Source organism: Lunatimonas lonarensis, from assembly GCF_000390185.1.
Taxonomy (GTDB): domain Bacteria; phylum Bacteroidota; class Bacteroidia; order Cytophagales; family Cyclobacteriaceae; genus Lunatimonas; species Lunatimonas lonarensis.
Genome location: NZ_AQHR01000040.1, coordinates 70056 through 91438, shown reverse-complemented (window position 1 = coordinate 91438; position 21383 = coordinate 70056). Strand labels below are relative to the sequence as shown.

General features: G+C 45.5%; 16 protein-coding genes. 8 read left to right on the top strand and 8 right to left on the bottom strand.

Annotated features, from left to right (window positions below; translation table 11 throughout):
- The first annotated feature begins 130 nt into the window (after positions 1-130).
- From topA to ADIS_RS05335, 3 genes are all read left to right on the top strand, one after another.
- The gene (gene topA / locus ADIS_RS05345; RefSeq protein WP_010853341.1) at positions 131-2455 is read left to right on the top strand and encodes a type I DNA topoisomerase; all 2325 of its coding nucleotides are present in this window, start codon (positions 131-133) and stop codon (positions 2453-2455) included.
- A 183-nt stretch (positions 2456-2638) separates the two neighbouring features.
- Positions 2639-3793, top strand: coding sequence for a hypothetical protein (locus ADIS_RS05340; RefSeq protein WP_035804809.1), 1155 nt, complete (start codon positions 2639-2641; stop codon positions 3791-3793).
- Between the two features lie 6 nt (positions 3794-3799).
- Entirely contained in the window at positions 3800-6145 is a 2346-nt protein-coding gene (locus tag ADIS_RS05335; protein WP_081634867.1) for an OmpA family protein, read from the top strand.
- A gap of 36 nt (positions 6146-6181) precedes the next feature.
- Here the strand turns inward: ADIS_RS05335 and ADIS_RS05330 are convergent, their stop codons facing one another.
- The 3 genes from ADIS_RS05330 to ADIS_RS05320 all read right to left on the bottom strand — a co-directional run bounded on the left by ADIS_RS05330 (position 6182) and on the right by ADIS_RS05320 (position 10461).
- Positions 6182-6517 (bottom strand): DUF3291 domain-containing protein, encoded by a 336-nt coding sequence (locus ADIS_RS05330; protein ID WP_010853338.1) that lies wholly within the window; start codon positions 6515-6517, stop codon positions 6182-6184.
- A gap of 415 nt (positions 6518-6932) precedes the next feature.
- Positions 6933-9446 carry a replication restart helicase PriA gene (priA, locus tag ADIS_RS05325; protein ID WP_035804773.1) on the bottom strand — a complete coding sequence of 838 codons (2514 nt, stop codon included), beginning with the start codon at positions 9444-9446 and terminating at the stop codon, positions 6933-6935.
- Positions 9447-9549: 103 nt separating this feature from the next.
- Positions 9550-10461, bottom strand: coding sequence for a GSCFA domain-containing protein (locus tag ADIS_RS05320; RefSeq protein ID WP_051113265.1), 912 nt, complete (start codon positions 10459-10461; stop codon positions 9550-9552).
- Positions 10462-10834: 373 nt separating this feature from the next.
- Here ADIS_RS05320 and ADIS_RS05315 point away from each other — a divergent pair, with 373 nt between their 5' ends.
- The gene (locus ADIS_RS05315; RefSeq protein ID WP_010853335.1) at positions 10835-11068 is read left to right on the top strand and encodes a hypothetical protein; all 234 of its coding nucleotides are present in this window, start codon (positions 10835-10837) and stop codon (positions 11066-11068) included.
- 39 nt (positions 11069-11107) lie between these two features.
- Here ADIS_RS05315 and rplI read toward each other — a convergent pair whose 3' ends face one another.
- The 4 genes from rplI to ADIS_RS05295 form a co-directional block, all read right to left on the bottom strand.
- The gene (rplI, locus tag ADIS_RS05310; protein WP_010853334.1) at positions 11108-11551 is read right to left on the bottom strand and encodes a 50S ribosomal protein L9; all 444 of its coding nucleotides are present in this window, start codon (positions 11549-11551) and stop codon (positions 11108-11110) included.
- A 36-nt stretch (positions 11552-11587) separates the two neighbouring features.
- Positions 11588-11839: a 30S ribosomal protein S18 gene (gene rpsR, locus ADIS_RS05305; protein WP_010853333.1), complete on the bottom strand. Its 252-nt coding sequence runs from the start codon at positions 11837-11839 to the stop codon at positions 11588-11590.
- The gene (gene rpsF / locus ADIS_RS05300) at positions 11836-12207 is read right to left on the bottom strand and encodes a 30S ribosomal protein S6 (protein ID WP_010853332.1); all 372 of its coding nucleotides are present in this window, start codon (positions 12205-12207) and stop codon (positions 11836-11838) included. Before rpsF ends, rpsR begins: the two co-directional genes overlap by 4 nt.
- Before the next feature lie 83 nt (positions 12208-12290).
- Positions 12291-13211 (bottom strand): hypothetical protein, encoded by a 921-nt coding sequence (locus ADIS_RS05295; protein ID WP_010853331.1) that lies wholly within the window; start codon positions 13209-13211, stop codon positions 12291-12293.
- A 497-nt stretch (positions 13212-13708) separates the two neighbouring features.
- Here ADIS_RS05295 and ADIS_RS05290 point away from each other — a divergent pair, with 497 nt between their 5' ends.
- The 4 genes from ADIS_RS05290 to ADIS_RS05275 all read left to right on the top strand — a co-directional run bounded on the left by ADIS_RS05290 (position 13709) and on the right by ADIS_RS05275 (position 19579).
- Positions 13709-14797, top strand: a complete 1089-nt coding sequence (locus ADIS_RS05290) for an HlyD family secretion protein (protein ID WP_155907139.1) — start codon at positions 13709-13711, stop codon at positions 14795-14797.
- Positions 14794-15516, top strand: a complete 723-nt coding sequence (locus ADIS_RS05285) for a polyphosphate polymerase domain-containing protein (RefSeq protein ID WP_010853328.1) — start codon at positions 14794-14796, stop codon at positions 15514-15516. Before ADIS_RS05290 ends, ADIS_RS05285 begins: the two co-directional genes overlap by 4 nt.
- A 13-nt stretch (positions 15517-15529) precedes the next feature.
- Positions 15530-16204, top strand: coding sequence for a DUF4956 domain-containing protein (locus tag ADIS_RS05280; protein WP_010853327.1), 675 nt, complete (start codon positions 15530-15532; stop codon positions 16202-16204).
- An 87-nt stretch (positions 16205-16291) separates the two neighbouring features.
- The gene (locus ADIS_RS05275) at positions 16292-19579 is read left to right on the top strand and encodes a CotH kinase family protein (RefSeq protein ID WP_010853326.1); all 3288 of its coding nucleotides are present in this window, start codon (positions 16292-16294) and stop codon (positions 19577-19579) included.
- A 36-nt stretch (positions 19580-19615) separates the two neighbouring features.
- Here the strand turns inward: ADIS_RS05275 and ADIS_RS05270 are convergent, their stop codons facing one another.
- Positions 19616-21355, bottom strand: a complete 1740-nt coding sequence (locus tag ADIS_RS05270) for a capsule assembly Wzi family protein (RefSeq protein WP_238325383.1) — start codon at positions 21353-21355, stop codon at positions 19616-19618.
- Between the last annotated feature and the right edge of the window lie 28 nt (positions 21356-21383).

The following is a 21383-nucleotide window of genomic DNA, read 5'->3' as shown; positions in this document are numbered from 1 at the left end:
TTCAGTGCAGAATATACCTACCTGAAAAAAATTGCCTGCCCTTAATATTTGCACTTGATTATAATGACCTCTATTTTTAGCCCAAATTTACGAGAAACGAGGGGTTTCCGGGAATAACAACCAATATACGATGCCAAAAAATTTAGTCATAGTCGAGTCTCCAGCAAAAGCAAAAACCATCGAAGGGTATCTGGGAAAGGACTTTAAGGTAGCTTCCAGCTATGGACACGTCCGTGACCTTCCCAAGGGAGAGCACGCCATTGACATTAAGAATCACTTCAAGCCTACCTACGAAGTCACCGCCGATAAAAAGGAGGTGATCAAAGAATTAAAAAAACTTGTCAAAGACGCCGAGATGGTCTACTTGGCAAGTGACGACGACCGTGAGGGAGAAGCCATTTCTTGGCATTTAAAGGAGGTATTGGATCTGAAAGACGCCAATAGTAAGCGGATCGTATTTAGGGAAATAACGAAATCGGCCATTGCAAAGGCAATGGAAAATCCCCGAAACATCGACATTGATCTGGTAAATGCCCAACAGGCCCGGCGAATTCTCGATCGGTTGGTTGGCTTTGAACTCTCCCCCGTACTTTGGAAAAAAATCAAGGCGGGCCTCTCCGCCGGACGGGTTCAGTCGGTAGCCGTGCGATTTATTGTGGACAGGGAACGGGAAATCGAAAAATTCAAATCCGTATCCTCCTATCGAATCACCGCCTTGTTTGACGTAGGTGGAAAAGTGCTGCATGCCGAACTGCCCAAAAAATTTGAAACCAAAGAAGAGGCGGAAGCATTTCTGAAATCTTGTCTGGAAGCGAGCTTTGCGGTGAAATCCCTGGAGACGAAACCAGCAAAAAAATCCCCCGCTGCCCCATTCACCACCTCTACCTTGCAGCAGGAAGCCAGCCGAAAGCTGTATTTTTCGGTGGCACAAACCATGAATATTGCCCAAAAGCTCTACGAGGCCGGCAAAATCACCTACATGCGAACGGACAGTGTCAACCTTTCTGATGAGGCACTGGCCGGGGCGGAGGCAGCGATACTAGCTAACTACGGAAAGGAATACCACCAAAAGCGGAAATTCACCTCCAAATCTGAAGGTGCTCAAGAAGCCCACGAGGCGGTGAGGCCTACCGATTTTTCGGTACCTGAGGCGGGCTCAGACCGTAACGAGCAGCGGCTATATGAACTTATCTGGAAGCGGGCCATTGCCTCCCAAATGGCAGACGCCAGGCTGGAAAAAACAAATGTGACCATCTCCATCTCCAACTCAAACGAACAACTCGTAGCCAGTGGAGAAGTGATCAAGTTTGAAGGGTTCTTAAAAGTATACCTCGAAAGTACCGAGGACGAGGATGAGGAGGAAGAAAAAGGCGGAAGAGGAATTCTTCCTCCGTTGAAAGAAGGTGAATCACTGACCCTGAAGGAAATGAAAGGAAGGCAGAGTTTCTCCCGTCCACCGGCAAGGTATACGGAAGCATCGCTTGTGAAAAAACTGGAGGAAATGGGCATAGGCAGACCATCCACCTATGCACCTACCATCTCCACGATCCAAAAGCGAAACTACGTAATCAAAGAGTCGCGAGAGGGCGTCCCAAGAAAATACGTAGAAATGGTAATCTCCTCCGGAAACTACAACGAAACACAAAAAACCGAAATAACTGGAGCAGATAAAAACAAACTTTTCCCCACAAACATAGCGATGGTCGTAAACGACTTCCTTGTGGAGCATTTTCCCAATGTGATAGATTTCTCATTCACCGCAAAGGTGGAAAAGGAATTTGACCATATAGCGCATGGAGAACAAAGCTGGGATGAAATGATCCAAAACTTTTACAAGTCCTTCCATACAAAAGTCGAAGAAACAGAGCATATCAAACGTACCGATGTAAACTCCTCCCGAGAATTGGGTGTAGACCCAAAAAGCGGCAAAAAAGTGATTGCACGGTTGGGAAAATTTGGTCCGCTTGTTCAGATTGGAGATCAGGAGGACGAGGAGAAGCAATTTGCCAGCTTGAAGAAAGGGCAGTTTATAGAAAGCATGACCCTGGAAGATGCGCTAGAATTATTTAAGCTGCCGAGGGATGTCGGGTATTTCGAGGACAAAAAAATCGTAGCTGCCATTGGCCGGTTCGGCCCATACCTACGCCATGATGGAAAATTTGTATCGCTTGGCAAAGAATATGACCCTTTATCTATCAACGAAGAGGATGCTACCCGCCTGATCGAGGAAAAAAGAGAGGCTGATGCAAAAAAACACATCAAAAGCTTTGAGGAAAATCCAGAAATAGAAATCCTTAACGGGCGCTGGGGACCTTATATTAAGTTTGGTAAAAACAACTTTAAAATCCCGAAGGATAAGGAGGCCGAAAACCTCACCTATGCAGAAACCGTCGAAATAATCGAAAACCAGCCAGAACCAAAAAAAGGTGGTCGTGGCTTCAAAAAGAAGAAATAGAATTACTACTTAAAGAAGGCTATCTGTGAAGGGTGGCCTTTTAATTTTTACGGACAGGGATATTGAAAATGCTGGCAAAAATCCTAAAAAAAATAGATTTTGATTCCAATTTAATTGGATTTTTGCAGAACAATGAGTTAATTAATATTGTATTTACTTATACCAAGAATGGATTTTGTTCGTATGAAGAAAATATTTTACTTTATAATCATCTGTTTTACACCTCTTTTTGCTCAGGGTCAAATTAAGACGGTAAGCTATGCCACGGCTAAAAACCAGTTGAACGGAGGTATGCCCCTACCTTCTGAGGAAATATTTTACCTAGAGGGAACGATCCCTCCATCGGTACGCCTGGTTACCCTGGAAGTATTCCGCTCAAAAAAATCGGAAAGAAGCGCATACACCTACCGGTGGAAAGCTCCCTACCTGATTGATGCTAGCCAATTTGAGTTGTTTGTGACCAACCCCCTTAGAAGCAATGAACGTTATCACATGAAGTTTTCTTTTTATGAGCGCGCCGGCAGTGATGACTTGCAGGAACTGAAAGCGGGAATTACCAAAAATTTGGAAGCCTATATCCGTGCAAACTACGAAGTAAGCCGCAAAGGATTGCAGGCATTGGCATCCCAGCGCGTGATGATGACCCAACTGAATGAAATAGTCATTCAGGGTTTGGGGAATTATGCCCATCCGCTGGATCAGGAATTTCAAGGTTTTAGTGATGTAGTACGGCAAAAAATCGAGCAGACCAATAACCTACGCCTCCGAAATGCGAAGTTCAATATCCTAAGAAACAAAGAGGATGCCTCCCGTGATGAAGCCATTTATGCCAATCAGTTAATCGATGAATTGATTCAGCTTACGACTGCCGAGGCAGAACAGTATCTGAGGGCCAATCTTTTGATGTTGGTGGATATCCGGGAGATCCAGAGCTACCCAACCGAAAAGAGGCCATTCTACCTTCCCGTAAACGTAGGTTATGCGGGGACCTATTTTGGGGGCGATTTCAATAGCCTGGACTACGGCACGTCACCGTTTGTCGGGGTTGCCTTCCCGCTGGGAAGAAGAACCTTCACCAAATTTCTAGGAAATGCCTCCATTTCTACCGGCGTTTTCACCAACACTATGCGAAACAGTGATGGCGTTTCCATCAGTGGCCCCTTAATAGGCAGACCCACCTACGTAGGGCTGGGCTATTCCATGTTCCGAATCCTTCGCTTCAATGCAGGCATTGCACTGACTTCTTCGGAGGTAAATGGTTCGTTGGAAAACGTCACCATCTATCCATTTGTCGGGTTTAGCATGGAATTTAATATTTGGTTGGGACTCAATCGGTAGAATCGAATGGCAACAATACGATTGATCTTACTTGTGTCGATGGTTTTGCTTGCGTGGCCTACCCGCGCCCAAATGGATCCCTACAACTATCGGTTGGGCTTGGGAGTCGGCTACACCAACTACTACGGAGATCTCAGCCCCTTTCGAATACGGGGTTTTGAAAACCTGATGAGACTGTACGACTATAACCCACAATACATCCCAGGACGCTCCTACGCCCTTTCTCTTGAACGACGATTGAGCAACTCCATTGGGATCATGGTACAGGGTGGCAGTTACCGATTTGGTATGAGCGACCGCTTTGCAGACAGGAATGGCACGTTACAGACCCACCTGCCAAACTTCAACCGAGCCCTCAATTTTCAGACCGAGCTTCGGGATCTGGGACTCGGGCTAGTTTTTCGCACAGACAATGACCGAATTCTAAACAAACATGCGTTTATCGCTCCTTACATCACCCTAGGGTTTGGCATCAGCCAATTCGATGTATATGGCGACCTTTTGGACGATCAGGGCATAACTTATGACTACCAAGATCCCAACGTGCAGCCTAACGGCCTCTTTGAAACCTCCCTACGGGAAATTAAGACTGAACTGGAAAACGGCTATGGAAGGCACGCATGGTATTACGGATTGGGCTTGGGTGTCCGATTCCGTATTGCCAAACAGGCTGAGCTGTTTGTTCAAAGCGACTTCCGACACAGCAGTTCCGATTACCTAGACGATGTCTCTGGCCTATATAGAAACGATTACGATAACGAATTCCAATTATACGCAGCCCTGCCCGGCACCAATTTCCCCGGAACAGAGAACCCATACAGAGGAGATCCGAACGGAAGAAATGATTGGTATATCTTTCATCAAGCAGGCCTACGGATCAGCTTTAAACCATCCAAACAAGCGTTTAGGGCGTCACGCATCAGCCCATCCCGCTCCATGATGCAGGCCGATGGTTCAGCCGCAAAACCAACCCCGAAGACGGATACCGTTCGGGAAACAGTTGAACCAAACCCTGCCCAAACCGGCGACCAATTTTTTAACTTCTTTCAAATCAACCCTCAGCAGTCCGGTGAACCTAGGCTGCAACAGAAAGTTGCACTGCTGGATCAAAGGATTTTAGTACTGGAGACCAGACAACAAATAAGCACCTATGATGCCGATCTAGCCAGCCTGGCATTTCAGATGGATTCGCTTAATGTGTTGGGTTCTGAACTGATATCGAAGCCCGATCCAACCGAAGCTGAGCTCGTTACATTAGACGAGATCAAACGGAATCAAGAAATGCTTTCCGGGCGTTACGGTACCACTCAATCAGATCGGGAGCAAGCTTTCCTAACGCTCCAACACACAGAACGCCGTCTTGACAGTCTAGAGGCGGTTGTGGCATCTATGCCCGCTGAGGAAGAGCCATTGGACACCTTGGTTTTCATTCGTGGTTTCCAGCAGTTTTCCGAGCAGGTGGCCCGCGCGCTGAATCAACCAGGTAACTGGCTCCAACCCCAGCCACCCTATCAAAGTACGCGTGATGTTGGATCTTTCTCAGATGTTTCCGAGCTTGGCGCAAGGCGTTTTGCCCCAGATACAGGCACTTATCGGTCACCGCTAGGCTATGACTCCTATTCGGCATACGCGCCATTTGACCGTCCTTTATACGTTTATCCTGAAACCAGTCCGCCTGTGATCCGGGAAAGAAACAGAACAAGGTTAAGGCAGCGAACCGAAATCACGCCGCCAAACGAGTATTATCAACAAACCCAACCATTTGCCGCTCCTCCAACTTCTACAGCTCCGGGTGTTGCCGGTCCCACCGCAGGTGCTACCACAATTGCTCCTGTTTTTATTCCTGGGCTGGCAAGAGATGGAGACAGCGAAGCTGAATCGCAACTACCCTCTGAACAGCCAAATCAAAGGGACTTAGCCACTGAATTGATCCCAAGTCCAAACCAGCCCTTAGCGGCATGGAAGATTGAACGAGATACCGTTGTGATCGATAAGAAAGTGGTGGTAGGATTCCCTGTTTCCAAAAAGGAGGTTTACTTCGACACAAACCGGGCTGATCTAAGCAAAAAGGAAGTAGAAAAACTTGACGAAGTGGTGGCCTTACTTAGAAATCACGACAACTACTTTGTAGCTCTTACGGGCTTTACCGATAATACGGGGAGCATTCGCTACAACCTCAGCTTGGCAGAGAAACGCGTCGCCCACGTGAAAGAACTGTTGATAAAACAAGGTGACATAGACCCAGATCGGGTCATTACCAAACCTGCCGGGTTGCTCGTAAGGGATACCCGTGGAGGCTCGCGACCTGAAGACAGAAAGGTGGAAATTCTGATTGAAGTTATAATCGACTAACAGGGTCAAGAAGCGATCGAATATAATGACTACCAGTTATAAAAAAACGACTGCTTTTCCATCCTCCAACAGCTTTTTGGCTTCTTCCCAACCGGGAAAATCATCCGCATCCACCGTAATCGTTCGGATTTCCCGTGCGATTTGTTTTGTTTTCTTCATAGCTTGGAGATGCGCACCGCTTTGGGCAAACCCTTTCAGGTCAGATTCGTTTTCCCAGAGCGTCATCGTGTAATGCGTTGTCCAAATTCCCCTCTTCCTAAATCCTTTATAGGGGCTTGCCTTCAGTTGGGCTGTAATCCTAAAGGCCTGCCAGGATAGGGCAAAAAAATGAAGGGGACTTCTCAGGGAAATAGATGTGATTGTCAATTTCATGTGTCTATGTTTGTTTTTCAAAGGTCACAACTTGTCCCGGTTCATAGGGATGGAATACCTGCCTTTCGGCAGGCCGCATAGCTGCCCCGGATAGCTATCGGGCATCCCGGTGTGTGACGGCTGCGTCGTGCCTGCCTAAAGGTCGGCAGACAGGCTCGATTTCGTAACCTTTTGGCTTATTCCAGTCAACCCAACTTGTACAATACCGAAGAATTGATTCAATTATACCTAGGCCCTGAAGAATCTAGCGATATCGGGAGTTATTCACCGACTAGAAGAATAGTACTGTTTTCTTCACTAAAGCATTACCTTTATTTCTATAAACTTATAAAATAACGGTGATGATTACCAAAAAAATACAGCTTATATCATTGGAAAGGAGTCCCTTCTAGCTTAGATGGTCTTTATTGTGAATTTAGGCAGGGTCTACATCGATTATCATTCTCACCGAACGGAAGGGTTTCTCAAAACCAACCTCAAGCACTTTTTCCAACAACGCCTGCTTAAAAACCGCTTGTTTTTGACTGGATCGCTCCAGCTTAACCAAAATTTCAAGTATATGAAGATCCTTTATCCGCCCAATCAGACCCTTTTCCGGCCCTAATACGATTTTCTTTACCGGTATATCCTTCAGCAGCTCCACCAAAAGCCGTGCAGCTTGCTCCGCAGTCCCACGATCTTTGTGTTTGACAGTAATCCGAATATTCTTTACCCAGGGTGGATAGAAAAAACGTCTTCTTTCCTGCATCTCCGTCCTAAAAAACCCGACGTAGTCGCCCTTTAGAATATACTCAAAAATGGAATGATCAGGCTTGCGGGTTTGGAGAATCACGGTACCGGGTTTATCCCTCCTGCCCGCTCTGCCAGCCACTTGGGTGATCATCTGAAAGGCACGCTCACCTGATCGAAAATCAGGGTAATACAGCATTCTGTCCGCATCCATGACACCGACAACGGTTACCCCGTCAAAATCCAGACCCTTTGAAATCATCTGCGTCCCGACCAATATATCTATGTTTCTGGCTGCAAACTCCTCCAGGATACGTTGATAGCCGTATTTGCTCCTTGTCGTATCCAGATCCATACGGGCAACCCTGGCTTCCGGAAACAATAGACCGATTGTCTCCTCAATACGCTCTGTGCCCAGTCCGACAGCAGAAATCTTGGAATGACCGCAGGCACCACAGACCTTCGGAGGCTGGTCCTTGAACCCACAGTAGTGGCAACGTACCTCCTCGGAATACTGATGATAGGTCAAACTCACATCACATCGTTCGCAGGAGGGTGTCCAACCACACTCCTCACAGGATAGAAAGGGCGAATATCCCCGTCTATTTTGAAACAAGAGCACCTGCTCCTGTCGGTTAAGTGCTTCCTGAATCCGTTCCCTAAGCAATCGGGTCATATCCAACTTAAGCAGATTTTTCCGACGATCCTCGTTGATGTTGGCAAGAAGATAGTGGGGAAGCTCTGCATTTCCGTAGCGCTCCTGAACCTGAACAAGACCATATTTTCCCAAAATGGCATTTTGATACGACTCAAAGGAAGGGGTGGCACTGCCCAACAGTACTTTTGCCTGATGCAACCACGCCAACATGATGGCAGAATCCCGGGCCTGAAACCGAGGGGCCGGATCGTATTGCTTGTAGGAATTCTCATGTTCCTCGTCCACGATAATTAAACCCAGACTGGAAAAGGGAAGAAAAAGGGAAGACCGAACGCCAACCACGAAGTCATATTTCCCGGAAAGTACTCCTTGCCATACTTCTACACGTTCATTATCCGAGTATTTGGAATGAAACACCCCCATCTTAGATCCAAAGACCCCCAACAGCCGACTCACCATGTGAGTGGTAAGCGCTATCTCAGGGAGGAGAAGCAACACCTGCGAGCCACTCGCCAAAGCCTCTTGGATCAACGAAACGTAAATCTCTGTTTTCCCACTGCCAGTGATTCCATGCAATAAAACGGTTTGTTTGTCCGCAAAATGATGTTTTATTTCCCTAGTCGCCTCTTGCTGCGTAGTGGTGAGAACGGGCTCTTTGTCCGAGGAGCTAATTTCCTCAAACCGGCTGATAATGACCTGAAACTCTTCAAACACCCCATTCTTGATCAATGTATGGAGTGAACTTTGGGACAAACCGGCCTCTTTGATACCCGCTTTCTGCATACCAGGGCCATTGGTTTCCGGCCGTTGGTAGATGGGTACTTCCTGGAGGTACTTTAGGAGCACCTGCTCTTGCTTGGGCTTGGACTTAAGTTCAAGAAAAAGACCTTCGAGCTCCTTTTTATCCTTTGCAAATCGCGCGCACATTCGAATCCGTACCTCCTTTTTGGGACTATACTTTTCCTTCATCTGCTCAAAAAGAAGAACAGCTTCTTTCGCTACCAGACTTTTAATGATCGGATGAACTGACTTAACACCCAATAGATCCGCGCATTGCTGCATGTCAAGTTCGTCCTTGTCCGCCAACGCTTCCAGAATTACGAGTTCTCGTTTATCGAGTACTAAACCCGGATCCTCAAGCGAAAAATGAGGGTGTAGCTGTATCTTGCTCTCGCTGCTGATCTTTAGACCACTTGGCAAAGCTGCATTCATCACCTCTCCCAAGTTACAGCAATAGTAGGACGCCATCCAATCCCAAAACTTAATCTGAAGTGCATTTACGACGGCCTCGTTATCCAGTTGATCGAGAATCTGCTTGGCATCGTAAGCAGTGGGCGGCTTTTGATGTACTTTACCCACGATTCCGGTGACAATCTTCTTTGAACCAAATGGCACAATTACCCTAAACCCTATGCCCAGGGACTTGACCAAATCCGTGGGAATTCGGTAAGTAAACATTTTGGGGATCGGTACAGGTAGGATGACATCCGCATACCAAACCGGGTTATTCTCTTCACTAGTATGTCCAAACAAATCCAACAATTGCTTCAGGATTACAGGTTATTATTAGTTTGTCGATGAGGATAGTCCCAAACATGAGAAAAGCATGGCTGATTTCCTATAAAAAAAAGCCAAATGGGGTTGCTTATTCCGTACCCCCCAACCTTTGTCCGAGGATGGAGATTTCTTCAGAGAAATCCAAGGGTGGCTCGAAATTCTCCATCTTTCCGATGAGTATCTTTAGAAACCGGCGGTGCTCGTCACTATCCTGCAAAAAAGGGCGATGGGCCATTGAACGCTTCACCTTCACCACTTCTTCGTAAGTTCTGGCTACGGATGGTTCCATAAATGCCTTAATAAAGAGACCCCAAATATAGTCTTCCGCCGTCTCCGAGGGATGTATCATGTCCTGCCTGTAGAACCTATAGTCCCGTAAATCATCCACCAAACATTCGTAGCTGGGGAAATAGTCAACAGGCATTCCCTTACATGTCAGCTCATGGCAGAATACCCGTAGTAGGCTTTTGCTCAGTTGATTGGCAGGAATCCCATCTTTGGTGTGCCTCACAGGGCTTACGGTAACCACCACCCTTGCCGCAGGGTTTATGGGTATCAACAAATCCATAAAGTCTGAAAAAGCATCCATCATGTCGGAAACCGAGAGCAGTTTCTTTTCAAAAAGAAAGGCAGGTTGTTTATGGCAATTGGCAACCATTACATTCCGCTCACGGTGTTCATGCACAAAGGATGTCCCCCAGGTAAAGATAACATGGCTACAGGATGACAGTATCTTTACTACGCTGCTGCTGGTTTCCCCAAAATTATGCATCAACTCTTGAACAGAAGAAGCATGAATAGAAGAATGGAGATCGTAGTGAAAATACCTACCCTGATAGGTCAAAACTCCCCCGGCGTCCAAACCTTCGCCTCGAAGGCAAGCGGCCAATAACCGTAAGATCGAAACGGGATTATACATGATTCCAAAAGGGTTCGACATCACTTCAAATTTCCCCTCTGATAACTTACTCTCCAGAAGACCTGAAAAACAGGATCCCATAGAAAAAACAGGCTGTCCATACACCAATTTTTTCGGATATGGGGGAATCGGGAAAGTAGTTCTGAACTCCATATAGACAAAGATAATTAATCCCTCCCAATGAGGCTGGAGTGCCAAGAACAATGTTTTGTTATGAAAGAAACAATTTTCTTGAATTGGCGTCCATAAAGAAACAATACCACTGTGCTTGATTTAAGCTACAATTCAAATACAGGCAGAACACCCGGTTTGGGAAATTCAGGCCATTTTATCCAGTTGTTACAACTATCGTCAGATCTGTAGTTTTATTAAAAATTGCTTGTGAAAACGGTATAAATTAAAGATCATTGCTTGTTCACGTTTAAAAACCGATAACAACCTAACGAAAAGAGTGATGGAAAAATTAGTAGAGACAGCAGAAATGACGTTGGAAAAGCTGAGGAAACTTCAGCTTGATGAAGGTCTGGAAAAGGATATCGCTTGGTGCCTTGGGAGCTATAAGTTCGACAATGTTCCCACCGGTCTGATTGAAAAGTGCAAAGAAGCCCTGGTACTTCTAAAGGCAGAAAAAGAAAAGAAGCCTAGGTCGGTGCCCAAAAAGCTGATCGAGTATTTGGAGGCCCTTTAACACAAACGAGGGGCCTCTTTTGAAGCCCCTCGTTTTAATTTATTCAGCAACCACCGAAAATTTCACGGCAGTTTTGACCTCTCTGTGCAGGTCTATCTCTGCTTCAAAATCCCCCGCGGTTGATACGGATTGATTGATGGAAATTTTCTTTCTATCTACATCGATTCCTTTTTCTGCCAAGGCGTCTGATATTTGCAGTGTGGTAACTTTACCGAAAATTTTACCGGACTCACCGATTTTCGCTTTTATTTCCAACACAACGTTTTCAATTTGGGCAGCCAAGTTTATGGCTTCAGTTTTGATTTTTTCAGCCTTGTGTGCAGCCTGCTTGATGTTCTCTTCAAGAATGCGTTTGTTTGAAGGAGTCGCCAATACAGCGAAACCTTGGGGAATCAGGTAGTTTCTTCCATAACCCGGCTTCACATCCACCAAATCATTTTTGTACCCTAGCCCTTTTATATCTGTTTTTAGTATAACGTTCATCTTTTTTCAAATTAGACATGAATGGAACTTCGGGTATTATTTCAACCCGTCTGTAACATAGGGTAAGAGAGCCAAAAGACGCGCTTTCTTGATGGCATTGGCTACTTTTCGCTGATATTTTGCCGAGTTTCCAGTAAGACGTCTTGGAAGAATCTTGCCTTGCTCATTTACAAATTTCAACAAAAAGTTAGGATCCTTGTAGTCGATATACTTGATGCCAAGCTTCTTGAATCGGCAGTATTTCTTCTTAACCTGCTCTCTATTTATCGGTTCGTTTCTTAGTGTCATTTCGCAGCTTCCTCCTTAGCTTCGGTTTTTTTGTTGAATTCTCCCTTTCTCCTTCTGTCAGCGTACGCAATAGCATGCTTATCCAACACGGTAGTCAAGAAACGCAACACCTTCTCGTCCCGGCGGTACTCCACTTCCAATTTCTTGATCAAGGAAGGATCCGCTTTAAACTCTACCAACACGTAGAATCCGGTACTTTTCTTCTGAATTGCGTAGGCCATCTTCTTCAGCCCCCAATTCTCCACATTGATAATCTCTGCCCCCTCATCTTTTAACAAGTTTACAAACTTGTCTACGGTATCCTTCATCTGAACATCAGACAAAACGGGAGTAAGTATGAATACCGTCTCGTAATTTTTTTGGAACATTTTTTTTTGGTTAAATATGTGATATTTAAATCAGTCCGCAAAGGTAACAGAATGAGCGTTAAATACCAAAAATGGCGGATTGATTATTTGACGTCGAAGTTTTCAATGCCGATTACCACGCCATCAGCAAACACCCTGATCTGATGTCTACCCTTTACATAGTCCGAGCCCTTCTCGTAAAAATAGGTAAGCCGCTGTTGGCTATTATCAAAGAGTATGTCTTGTCTGGCGGTATAAAATTCCTCCCTTCCGTCCACCGTAAATGTCCCAGAACCCTTTGCCACGTCAAATATAACCTGATTGGTGGGCGAAAGTATCTGTAGGTAGATGTCTTTTGTACCCAGCGGTGCAAGTTCGTTTTCAGCTAGGGTAAAACTGACTTTAAGCTTTTCCAATTGGCGGTTTCTGAATTCGCCTTCCCGCTCCCGGCCCCGCGCGTTAACAGCCGCTATGACGATATTCTCTGCCCGAAGCCGCCCAGCTATCGATACCTTTTGCTCCAGCTGTTCGGTTTTAATATTCAGTTTGACGACTTCATCCTCTATTTCGGCTTTACTGGTTTTTAGGTCTTTATTTTCTGAGTAAAGCTGCTCGTTCATCCGCTTGAGGGTTGCTATATCGTTATCCTTGGCTACCAGAACCCGTTTGTACCTATCAATTTCGCGGTTGAGCCGATCGATCTCTTCGATGGTTCGGTTTTTATCATTGGTTCGAGCTTGTAACAACTGGTCTTTGATTACCAACAGGGAATCTATGCTGCCTCCAAGCCGCTGAATCTCCTGAATCCGCAAGTCCAACTGATAGGTAATCGAATCCAGACGGAGGTTTAGATCGGTATTTTCCTCTGAAAGCAACAAAATTTCCCCAGTCTTTTGCTGCTTCTCCTTGTGGTCTGCAAATAATCGGATTCCACTTAACACTACCAAAATGGCCAACACGATAATCAGAATGTTTTTTCCTTTTTCTTGGCCTGAAGCTCCTTTTTTCTCGTATCCGTCCATCATAAAATAGGGTCTATAGATTGATTTTGACTTGCAAATCAACGTGTCTATTGCGATTGTGCAAACGAATCTGGCTGGTGAAAGATTCATTTTTCATCCCGAAAAATTAGCAATTATCAAACCAAACTGAAACGAGCAGCAAAATAACTTCCACAAATCCTTTAAACGAGAACGGATAGGTGGATTCGCCCAAAAAGAAACAAAAATTCTCTGGGATTAAAACTGCCCTTTCAGATTTTTGGATGTTGATTTCATCCGTTTGATGTACGTAGCCTAAATGCATCCCCTAATTCACAGTTTCCAATTAAATCATTATATGACCGATCCATTATGTTTTTGTTAAATAATTATTCCTATATTGATTTTTGGTCTAGCTTTGCACGATTAGTTTAGTTTAGTATAGCAGTGTGGTGCCTTGGCAATGTGGCCCATACGTAGATGCAGGAATTGTTCTAGAGACATGTGCATTTTTTCGTGCTGGTGTATAGTTTGAGCGAATTGTGAGTAAAAGCAGCGTTATATCTTCTCTTTGGCCTATTGGGTTAATGATCATTTTGGCCGGAATCTACTTTGCCTCGTCAGAGTACACCACCCACTATGCCATTCATACACGGGGAATCGTGCTTCCGGGTAAAGTCTGGGAACTGCAACGGTATGCTGATGGAAATTTCATTACCCTGTTGAAAGACAATGTCAATGGGTATACAGATCATTATAACGTTACTGAGTTTTCAAGAGGCGATGTGGTGGAGTTTCAGCTTCTGAAAGCAATAGAGGAAAACCCACTGGTGAAAAAAGGGGATACGGTGGGATTCATTCGTTCAAATGAAGAGCAGCGAAAATACCGGCAGCTTTTGGACGAACTGGAGGTTCTTCAGTCTGAGTTGCTTTTTTTCACAACGGGATTGAAGCCAGAAGACATCGATGTCAGCAGGGAAAAAATGAAACTAGCTGAACAGGATTTAAATACGGAGGTACTCCTATTCCGGAGAAACCAACTACTTTTTCAGGACTCTGTGATCAGTCAACGAGAATACGAGGTATTCGAGAATATTCTTAGGCTAAAGGAAGCGGAATTGCATGTTAAATCCGCGGAATTCCAATCCGCCATCACAGGCGACAAACCGGAACAGGAATTGCTGATCCGATCGAAGATTCTTCAAACTAGCAATCAGCTGGAAATACTCCGTGAACGTCTGAACTACTTTACCATACTTTCCCCCTTGGATGGTATCATCAAAAAAGGAGTTGACCTGCTAACCGACCGTATGCAGATAAGTGTGTGGGATACCTCTCGCCTAGCCGTTACCATCCCCATAGAGGTGATTGACAAAAAGCATATAATCCCGGGCAACATCGTAACCTTCTACAGTCAATCGGAAAAAGCCCAGATGTCAGGAAAAGTAGTTTCCGTAGACAACACCGTGAAACAGATCAACAACAAACAAATAGTATTCGCGACGGCAGAGTTGGATGACCACCTGTCATTGGAGACGATGGAAGAACTTGTAGAGGTCAAAATCACCGCTGATGAGATCACTTTGAAAGAATATTTCATCAGGATGTTCAACAAAACCATTTCGCGATGATCCGATATAGGTATGAAAAAAAATACCTGGTTCCTAACGAAAAACTTCCGATTCTTCGAAAAAGGTTCCTGCCGTTTCTTGAACCAGACACGTATTCACAAGTGAAAAATGGTATTCCAGAATACACCGTCAGAAGCATCTATTTTGACTCCAGGGATTCCACGTCTTTCCATGAAAAAATCGAAGGACTACGTGAGCGAAAAAAAATGCGTGTTCGCGGATACGGAACCCTCGAAGCCGATTCAAGGGTGGTATTGGAAATCAAACGTAAGATTGACGACCGGATTTACAAAAACCGCGTATTCATTCCCCACGCCCATATGGAAAACGTAATTACGCGGTCCGAATTCACCAACCTGTCCCTAGAAGCCGACAATATCGACGAAAATCTGTCACGATTTATGTTTAATGTAAAATACTATGGCCTGCTTCCCAAGAATCTGATCGTCTATGACCGGGAGGCTTACCACGGAAAATTTAATCCAGGCGTACGGGTCACCTTCGATAAAAGAATACGTCAGCGTAAAACCGATTCCCTAAACAGTCTATTTTTTGAAAAAGGGCTAACGCTGGTTTGGCACAATACTTTTATCCTGGAAATCAAATACTTTGAGCCGCATATGCCTAGCTGGGCCAAATCCATCGTGGAGGAATTTCAGCTTCGGCCAGAGGCGCTCTCCAAATACACAAACAGCGTAGAGAACTCCCTATTTTTCTAGAAAAACGAACCGAATGGAAGAACACCTTCAACAGTTATTTACCTTTTCGCTGACGGTAAGAGAGGCCGTGGCCAATATCCTGATCGCGCTGATCTGTGGAATTGCGATTGCCCTTTTGTACCGGATAACCTATCGAGGGGTCAGCTATTCCGCATCTTTTACCAACTCGATCATTATGCTTACCATGATCACCGCACTGGTTATCATGGTAATCGGCAATAATGTCGCGAGGGCCTTTGGGTTGGTAGGTGCGATGTCCATCATTCGGTTTAGAACTGCCGTGAAAGACAGTCAGGACATTATGTTCATCTTTTTCTCCCTAGGCATAGGTCTAGCTGCGGGCGTAGGCCTTTATGCCGTCACATTGGCCAGTACCCTTTTAATCGGAACAGCTATTTTCATTACGAGTAAAATCAACTACTCAAGCCCACCAAAACGGGAGTTTCTACTTCAAATTGTTTATATTGATGATATGATCGGTGAGAATCCTTTTCAACAAATCCTAAAAAAACATTGCAGCAAAAACAAACTTGTTAACCTCAAAGGGACGGAAAGTGAAGAATCCGACACGATAGAAGCTTCTTACTATATACGCCTTAAATCCGAGGACCTGGGGCAGATTATGGTGTCTGAGGTCAAAGCCCTGACTGGTGTCACAAGCGTGAATTTATTTTTTGACGAAAATTGATAGAAATTAAAATGGTGCAAAAGGTACCTGGAGAACAGTTAGGGTGACCCGATCTTTCAGGCAACCAATGAAAAACACTATAAGCCTATGAAACCAATGAATACTACCGCAGGAAATTTCCCTCTCTCCAAGCCTGTCCTTGTTTGGTTGCTGTCAATTGCGGCACATGTAGGTTTTTGCCAAGAGCTTTTAATCAATGAAATAATGTCTTCGAATGCTACGACCCTTCAAGACAATGACGGGGATTTTAGTGATTGGATAGAAATCTATAATGCTTCGGAGCAGATACTGAACCTCGAAGGCTACCAATTATCAGACAACCCATCCAACCCCTCCAAATGGGTATTTCCACGGGTAGAGATTTCGCCAAAGGGTTTCCTCTTGGTATGGGCTTCCGGGAAAGATAAGGTGGTAGGCTCCTCCATTCATACCAACTTTAGCATTTCTGCCGCAGGAGAAGAAATCATACTCAGTGATCCACAGGGCGAATTGTTGGATAAACTTGAGGCTATCGAAATCCCAACAGACATCTCCTACGGACGAAAGGCCGATGGATCTTTTGACTTTGCTTTCTTTTCCCGACCCTCACCCGCAGCCTCGAATCAACTTGGCCAAACAACACTGGGCCTAACACCGCAAATTACTCCTTCCGCAGCCCCCGGATTTTACTCAGGGGAAATTACCCTAAATCTCACCGCCACAGATAGCGAAACCATTATCTATTATACGTTAGACGGATATGCGCCGACCACCTCAAGTCCTCGATGGACACAAACCAAAACGCTTACCGATCGATCTGCCGCAGACAATGTCTATTCAATGATCCGCACCACCAATCACGGAGGCGAAAGAGGCTACCGATCGCCGGATGGGAAAGTACGAAAGGGCACCATTATCCGCACATTGGCTGTCAAGCCCGGCTATGAACCGACAGAACAAACCTTTAGCTATTTCCTGTTTCCAAAAGGGCCGGATCAATATTCTCTTCCCGTGTTTTCTTTGGTTACGGACAGGGAACATCTCTTTTCTCCAGAAACTGGGCTGTTCGTTCCAGGAAATACCTACGACGCAAGCCATCCCCAGCCACATTACACCGGAAACTATTTTCAGCGTGGCGACGAGTGGGAAAGGCCTGCAAATATCTCCTACTTTGAGAAAAGCGGTGGTTTGGGTTTTCAGGACCAGGTTGGTATACGTATCCATGGCGGGGTTACCAGGCATTTTCCTCTCAAAGCACTCCGCGTTTACCTACGGCCTTCCTATGGAAACAGTTCCCTAGATTATCCCTTGTTTAGTGAGCGATCCTATCGCGATGCGAGACGGTTTATTTTGCGCGGCTCCGGAAATGATTATGGAGACACCTATTTCCGGGATGCGTTTGCGCAGCAGTTGGTAAGCCATTTGGACCTGGATTACCAAGCCTACGAACCTTCCATCCTTTTTGTAAATGGGGAGTACTGGGGAATACACAACATCCGCGAGAGACAGGATAAACATTACCTGCATAACCTTTATGGCGTTGATCCGGAAAACCTAGACATCCTTACCAGAAGAAATACCCCCGAAGAAGGTGATGCCAAACAGTACGACTTTGCCATTCAGCGCTTGTCCCAACTGGATCCGACCAACCCTGCCAGTTTCGAAGAAATCGAAACCTACTTTGATTTGGATAACCATATAGACTACATGATTACCCAAATCTATGTAGCCAATACCGATTGGCCTCATAACAACATCGATTTCTGGCGCGAACGGGTCAACTATTCCCCAGAACTTCCAAAGGGACGTGATGGTCGCTTTAGGTGGATACTATACGACACTGACTTCGGCCTCGGGCATGTGAATAATGCCGACCATAATTCCATCAAATGGGTTACTTCCCGGACCGGCCAAGGAGGACAGGAATGGCCAAATTTGGTGTTCCGTAAGTTGTTGGAATATCCCACTTACCGAGACCGGTTTATCTCCAGATTTTTGGACCAATTGAATACCACGTTCCAACCGCAGAGGGCTTCTGCTTTGCTGGCAGAGCTTAAAGAGCGAATTGCTCCGGAGATGGAGGAGCATATCAAAAGATGGAGGCAACCCAGTTCAATGGCTGTTTGGCATGACAGGGTCTCCCACATGGATCGTTTTGTACAGGACCGGCAGCACTTCGTGCGCGCTCATCTGAAAGACCATTTCCAGCTCAAAAACGACATCAATCTACGATTGGACGTAAGTGATCCGGCAGCAGGGTTTATTCAGGTGAACAACACCATGATTCACCCCTCTACGACTGGTGTTTCCGGATTTACCTATCCTTGGTTTGGCCATTATTTCGAAGGAATACCCCTCCGGCTTTCTGCCGAACCATCACCGGGGTATTTATTTGACCATTGGTTGGTGAATGGACAACGAAGGGAAGACTTGGAGCTGCACCTAATGTTGGACGACGATGCCGATATTCAGGCGATGTTTGTGCAGGATCCGGACGAATCACTTTCGGTTGTGCATTATTGGTTTTTTGATACCGGCATAGAAAACGATATCCCTCTTACCATGCTGCCGTCCAGCTACTCAGCAACTGAATCACAAGGTTTACTACATTATCTACCGGCCCCTACAAACTCAACGAGTCCAGGCATTATGGATAGGGTAAATGACCCAACCCAAATCAATCTGGACGGCAATTTACTGGATGAACTTGGCTTGGATGCCTCCAGTATGCGGGGTATTCGAGTCAGAAATCCGCTTGAAATCGACGGGCAAAAGGGGTATTTATTACTTAACCTGCCCATGACGGGCTTTAAAGAACCTAAGCTCTCCGCCGCTGTCTCGCGTACTTCCAATGGCCCGAGGATGCTGTCCCTGTCGTACCGCACACATGAAACCGAAGATTGGATCCAAACGGGGCTATCAGTGACCGAATTCGAATTGGAGACAGAATATACACTACTAGAGGTCAGGCTGGAAGGCCAGACTGGCATAGCCCATAACAGCAATTTTCAGCTAAGGATTGACTTCAGTGACAATACCGAAAACAATTCAGGAAACGTACGATTCAATAACATTTCCTTGGAAGCGTTTCCTCTCATTGGAGCGGATTTAGTCACTCGCATTCCAATCAACAAAAGAGAACAACACGAAATTTTCATTGAAAAAATCTACCCAAACCCAGCCTCGGAGAGGGTGACTATCGATTTATCCACCCATAAACTCCATGAGATTATTGAAATACGTGTACTAGACGCCACAGGAACAGAAATTACCAGTATTACCGAAATTCATTCAGGGAATCTTAGCCTGGAAACGGTTAATTGGGCACCTGGGCTTTACCTGGTCCAAGTGCTTGGCCGCAATCTAACCGAATCCCACAAAATCATCCGGCGATGACGCAGTGCACATACGGTTCGTTTTTGCTGACCTGCGTTAAAACAAATACGCGAGACGAATATGCGCCACGATGTTCTTTCGATCATCACCCTTTTGCAATCTATACAGGGCCGCGTTTGGATCCCGCTCTAATACCCAGTAATAGTTTAGGGTGTTTACGTACTGAAGCCGACCGGAAACCAAAAAGGGGCCCACTTTTCTATCCAGAACAAAAGAAGGTACAAGATCCACCCAGTACCTATCCCATCCATTGATGTGCTCAAAGTGTAAATAAAACGCGTCATTGTTGTTGGCAATTCGCTCAAACTGCAAGCCTATTTTATCAAGCTCTCTGACCCAGCTGACCTCCAAAAATATAGAGTTACTTCCTGATCCGTGGCCAAAGCCTAAAGTCTGCCCCCTATGGGTGTAGCCATGTCGAACATGGTTGTGTGTATACCAGGAGTTGCTTTCTTGGATGGTTTTCCGGATGGTTTGTCCAGTTTGGGTTTGTTCAAAGTTCAGTTGAATAAACTGATCCTCCTTTTTCAACCGAAGCAGCTTGTTAAAACCTATCGTAAAGGCTCTGTTCAAGTCAGGATTTACAAAGGTGTCCCGTATGGTTTTGTTATTGCCATTCGTCCCATACTCTCCATAGATATCCAAACGCCCTTTTTGGGACATCCAGCGAAAAAATCCTGCACTCTGTTGTTGCCTTTTGGCCAGCACGGGGTCTGCCATACCAGTATATCGTTTCCTACCGTTGAATATCGGAAGATAGTCCCCAAAATTTGTCAACTCATTAGTGTAGACCTGGGACGTGCTGCTGTAACCCAAAAACAAACCCGGTACAGCTTTGGGCTGCACAGTAATCACCATACCTGCCAAATAGCGCGAATCCTCGTCTCTTTTCGGAACATAAAGGGGTGTTCTGCTAACGACCATATCCGAATTTGGCGGCAAAAACCCGGAGTTTTCCAGCCTTCCGGCGATCAGCTGCCCCTCAAAACTCGCGAACTTTGTTTCTATTGGTTTGGCTGTGTTGGCTGTAACGTGTAAAAACCCTGGCGCATTATTGCTCATCATTATGGAGTTTCGATAAGCTGGCCCCCACCATAAATACTCGTTGGAAATGCCTAAAGAAATCCCATTGTTAAAGGTATAACGTAAACTGCTATTCCCCAATAAAACAGAGCTATGGCTGTTCTCTCCAAACCGCTCAGGTCTGTCTATTCGGTTAAGAAACTCATAATAATCCCTCCAGTTGGTGCTATGGGTGTTGGGCATTCCCCTAAACTCTTTATTCTGGGCAATATGTACTTCAGGCTGCAGCTGTAGCGTGATATTTCCATACCTTGCCAATAATCCTCCCGTAATCAGAAACTGGTTTCCCCGGTTGGGAATCATGGCTCCATTATTCTGACCAAAAGGATAGGCCGAGTTCAGTTGGTAGTGGGTTTGTATGGGCAACTTGGTAACCGAAAAAATGTCCGCTGTTTCATTTTCGCCATACAACCCTACAATCTTCTCATCCAACTCTACTATCTCAGACGAAGCCGCTGCGTTCAAAGGGATTGGCTTCACCATAAAAGAAATATTCTCCGGAAAATGCCCCTCCAATTGCTGCCTTCTAAGATACTCGTCTACCATGGGAGTGGAGAGAGGAAGAGATTGCGCCGATACCTGGCCGACCATGAGAATTACCGCGCTTATTGCGAAAAAAACAGGAAGACATTGGGGTTTCTTCCCTACTTTAGCGACTTTAAAAACTTTATGATCAATTAACATTCGATTCATTTTTTTGCCAGACATAACCGACTGGTTG